This window comes from Autumnicola edwardsiae, assembly GCF_031846505.1.
GTDB lineage: Bacteria > Bacteroidota > Bacteroidia > Flavobacteriales > Flavobacteriaceae > Autumnicola > Autumnicola edwardsiae.
In genome coordinates this window covers 1-4,132 of the sequence record NZ_JAVRHP010000154.1, presented here as the reverse complement: position 1 = coordinate 4,132, position 4,132 = coordinate 1, and the positions used below count along the sequence as shown (strand labels likewise).

The following is a 4,132-nucleotide window of genomic DNA, read 5'->3' as shown; positions in this document are numbered from 1 at the left end:
TCTGAAACCTCTAGTGAATCGCGAAAGTACTGGGAGCAAATTTTAAAACGATTTAACGATCAAGAAGCCTATGAGAATGATACGGTAACCCGTTTTAAAGAAAATAGCAATGAGGTAGAATTAATCATTGTGGTAAGCAAGTTACTTACAGGATTTGATGCCCCTAGAAATACCGTGTTATATTTAGCCAAACCCTTGGTAGCACATAATCTATTGCAGGCTATAGCACGTGTCAATAGATTGTTTGAGGGTAAAGAATACGGGCATATTATAGATTATGTAGGCGTTTTAGGAAAATTAGACGAAGCCTTGACAGAGTACAGTGCATTGGAAGATTTTGACGAGGAGGATTTAAAGAATACGGTAGTTGATGTTAAGGACGAAATACGAAAGGTTCCTGTTCGACACTCGGAAGTATGGGACTTGTTTAAAGGTGTATATAACAAAAACGATATAGAGGCCTTAGAAAGACATATCGCAGATAAGGATGTGCGCGATCAGTTTTATGAACGAGTTTCAGCGTTTGCCAGAATACTACAAACAGCGTTGGCATCGGATGACTTTTACCTAGAATTTTCTACCGAACAAATCGGATTTTACAAAAGTGAACTAAAAAAGTTTCAAAGTTTGCGCTTATCCGTTCAGTTCAGGTATGCTGAAAAAATTTCATATAAAGAATATGAGCCGCGCGTTAGAAAATTGCTGGACACCTACATAGATGCAGACGAGGTACAGGTTTTGACCAGAGATGTAAACATATTTGATAAAAATATGGTGGAAGAAGCACTTACAGAATATGGTAAAACACCAGCTTCAAAGGCAGATTTCATTGCCCATCAAATGAAAAAGGTCATTACCGAAAATATGGAAAAGGATGAGGCCTTTTATAAAAAGTTTTCGGAACTGATAGAACAAACCATAAAAGATTTTTACGACGGTAGGCTTACAGAAAAAGAATATTTGGAAGCAATGCAAAAAACAAGAGACGATCTAGCAAATGGATATCAGGCTGGTATTCCAGCAAGACTACAAAATAATCCACGCGCACGTGCTTTTTATGGGGCATTAAATGAAGTGCTCAACAAAAAATTGGATAAGGAGATTAGCAAAAAGAAAGTCGCAGAAGCGGGCATTGAGATTGAAGAAATAGTCAATAATTTAATCATTACAGACTGGAAAAAGAATGTCGATATTCAAAACCGAATGGAAAACCAGATTGAAGATTATTTGATTAGTAAAAGAAGTCAACTAGCAATCGAAATAACTTTTGATGAAATTGATGCGATTCTTGTGAAGTGTCTAAGAGTAGCAAAAAATAATTTCTAATGCGAAGTATTCAATACGGTACCCAAGAGATTTTCTTTGAACTGAAACGTTCTAGCCGTAAAACAATGGCGATAGAAGTTCATCCGGACAGTTCTGTTCATATAATTGCACCAGAAGAAAGCACAATTCAAGATATTGATCAAAAAGTAGAAAAACGAGCTCGGTGGATAGTGAAGCAGCAACAGTATTTCGAACAGTTTTTACCGCGTACACCAGAACGTCAATACGTTTCTGGTGAAACGCATTACTACTTAGGAAAATCTTATCTGCTAAAAGTAAGCAAAGGGACAAGTAACCAAGTGAAACTCAAAGGAGGTAAACTAAATGTTGTATGCAAAGGTGAGATAAAAGAAGATGTTGTTAAAAAACTAGTAGCACAATGGTATTACCAACACGCAGAGAAAAAGTTCAATAGTCTTGCTAAGGAAGCCCATTCAAAATTTAAAGAATACGATTTTGAAATGCCACAGCTTGAAATAAGAAGAATGTCTAAGCGTTGGGGAAGTTGTAATACAATTGATAAAATCACTATTAACCCAGAAATTATAAAGGCATCATCAAAATGCATTGAATATGTGTTGGTACACGAAATGACACATCTTGTAGTTTCAAATCATAATAAAAAATTCTACGAAACCTTAACTAAGGTAATGCCCAATTGGAAGAAATGGAAGGATAAATTAGAAAACAAAATGGCTTAATGAAAAATAGTTAGTGAAGAGGTTGTAGAAAATTGAGCCAATAAACCGCCATAATCAACTCAAAAAATCACTATATTTGAGCCGAATAAAAACGCTAATCGGCTCATAATGATTTATAATTGGCAAAAACCAGAATGGCCTAACTTCACATATTCGTTAGAAAATGTTGAAGACTTATTGTTTGATTATATGTCTCGTATAGGTCAATTAGAGGGTTATTTAGAAGGCCTAGACCGAAATGAACAGCTAGAAACAGTTATCCAAACAATGGTTGCTGAAGCAATGAAGTCATCAGAAATTGAAGGCGAATATCTTGAGCGCGAGGATGTTAAGTCTTCTGTACGAAATAATCTTGGACTCAACGTGCCAAATGAAGTGGTTTCAGACCAACGGGCAACAGGAATGGCGGCTTTACTTACAGATGTTCGGGAAACCTTTTCAGAGCCATTAACGCAGTCAACACTTTTTGATTGGCATTCATCCTTAATGATGGGAGCAAAAAATGTACTTGTTGGAAGTTGGAGAACCCATAGAGAACCAATGCAAGTTGTTTCTGGAGCAATGGGTAAACAGAAAGTACATTTTGAAGCACCACCTTCCGATGCCGTACCGAATGAAATGAAACTATTTATACAATGGTTTAATGATAGTAGCCCATCAGGAAAGAATCCCATCAAGAAGCCTATTATAAGATCAGCTATTGCACATTTGTATTTTGAGAGTATACATCCTTTTGAAGATGGTAACGGTCGTTTAGGAAGATGTATTTCAGAAAAAGCGCTTTCACAATATGTGAATAGACCTATATTACTCAGTCTGTCAAGAGGTATAGAAGCTGATAAAAAAGCATATTATCACCATCTTGAAAAAGCGCAAAAATCAACTAATATAACGGAGTGGATATCTTATTTTGTGAAAACCGTTCTTATAGCTCAAGAACAAACAACTCAAGAAGTTGCTTTTACCTTAAAAAAAGCTCGTTTTTTTGACCGCTTTAATGAGCAATTGAATGAAAGACAATTGCGTGCTGTTCAACGAATGTTAGAAGAAGGCCCAAACGGTTTTGAAGGTGGTATGAACGCCCGTAAATATACAGGCATCACAAAAACTTCAAAAGCTACGGCTACTCGAGATCTTCAAGATTTAGTAGGCAAAGGCATACTTATTCCAACCGGTGGCGGTAGGAGTACTCGTTATGAATTAGCCTTAGAAGTAGAATAACAATATTACATTTCAACCCGTTCCACCCCATTCCTCTACATTACGCGAAAGGCTGCATTCCGAAAAAAGAGGTTCACTACACCATCTTGAACCCTATCGCAGAAAAAGCGACAGCGTTCGCCAATTTAATGACCATCATATTAGCAAGAAATAGCAGTTTATTTGTCTAAAAGACGTTCTATACTTCCTCGATGGTGGCTTTAGGAGCATTCGTTTTTACAGATTCTATACCGTTTTCCATACCTGTTGCGCTTTCGTACATTTCACTAGTCCCTATAATTTGACCATTACTAGCTTTCAGATTAAAATAATGTTTTCCATTGCTAGATTTTTTTCGATCAAAGCGGTTATCATCTTGTGAGTTCGTTCGAACAGATTCAATACCATTCATACATCCAGATCTAGCAGTATAGCCTTCACTAGCTAGTATGGTCTGACCATTTCCAGCCTTTAATCTAAATCGATATTCGCTTTTCGCACCTTGATATACTTCAAATTTTGCCATTGTAGTTATAATTTATTCTTCAATATATGAATTTCATTCAAGCACAATTACGATATCCGTTTAACTTATCAACCTATTAATCAACAAGGGTCGTCTCGAAATACTAGCAATCAACTATTTTCGTATTTGAATTATGCATTTACAACCCGTTCCACCCCATTCCTCTGCATTCCGCGAAGGGCTTCATTCCGAGAAAAGCGGTTCACTACACTATCTTGAACCCTATCGCAGAAAAAGCGACAGCGTTCGCCAAGCAAAAAGATTACCACAACCTATTTCTTCACAAAGTTTAAAATTCTGCCCGAGACGAACTGCATAAACCAGTCGTGCCTTCTTTTTTATAAGTTCTTACTCGTTCAGAATTTTTATTTGGTTACCG

Annotated in this window: 4 protein-coding genes; 3 read left to right on the top strand and 1 reads right to left on the bottom strand. The window is 36.7% G+C overall.

Annotated elements, in window-relative coordinates:
- The 3 genes from RM529_RS16105 to RM529_RS16095 form a co-directional block, all read left to right on the top strand.
- Positions 1-1,326, top strand: a 1,326-nt coding sequence (locus tag RM529_RS16105; protein WP_311485767.1) for a type I restriction enzyme subunit R domain-containing protein, incomplete at its 5' end; no start/stop codon positions are given.
- The gene (locus tag RM529_RS16100) at positions 1,326-2,027 is read left to right on the top strand and encodes a M48 family metallopeptidase (RefSeq protein ID WP_311485766.1); all 702 of its coding nucleotides are present in this window, start codon (positions 1,326-1,328) and stop codon (positions 2,025-2,027) included. The genes RM529_RS16105 and RM529_RS16100, both read left to right, overlap by 1 nt.
- Before the next feature lie 108 nt (positions 2,028-2,135).
- A complete protein-coding gene (locus RM529_RS16095) occupies positions 2,136-3,248 on the top strand; it encodes a Fic family protein (protein ID WP_219359575.1) in 1,113 nt (370 codons plus the stop codon).
- 178 nt (positions 3,249-3,426) lie between these two features.
- On the opposite strand, the gene RM529_RS16090 is transcribed toward RM529_RS16095, so the two are convergent.
- On the bottom strand, positions 3,427-3,753 hold the full coding sequence (locus RM529_RS16090) for a YegP family protein (RefSeq protein WP_311485765.1): 327 nt from the start codon (positions 3,751-3,753) through the stop codon (positions 3,427-3,429).
- Positions 3,754-4,132 lie beyond the last annotated feature (379 nt).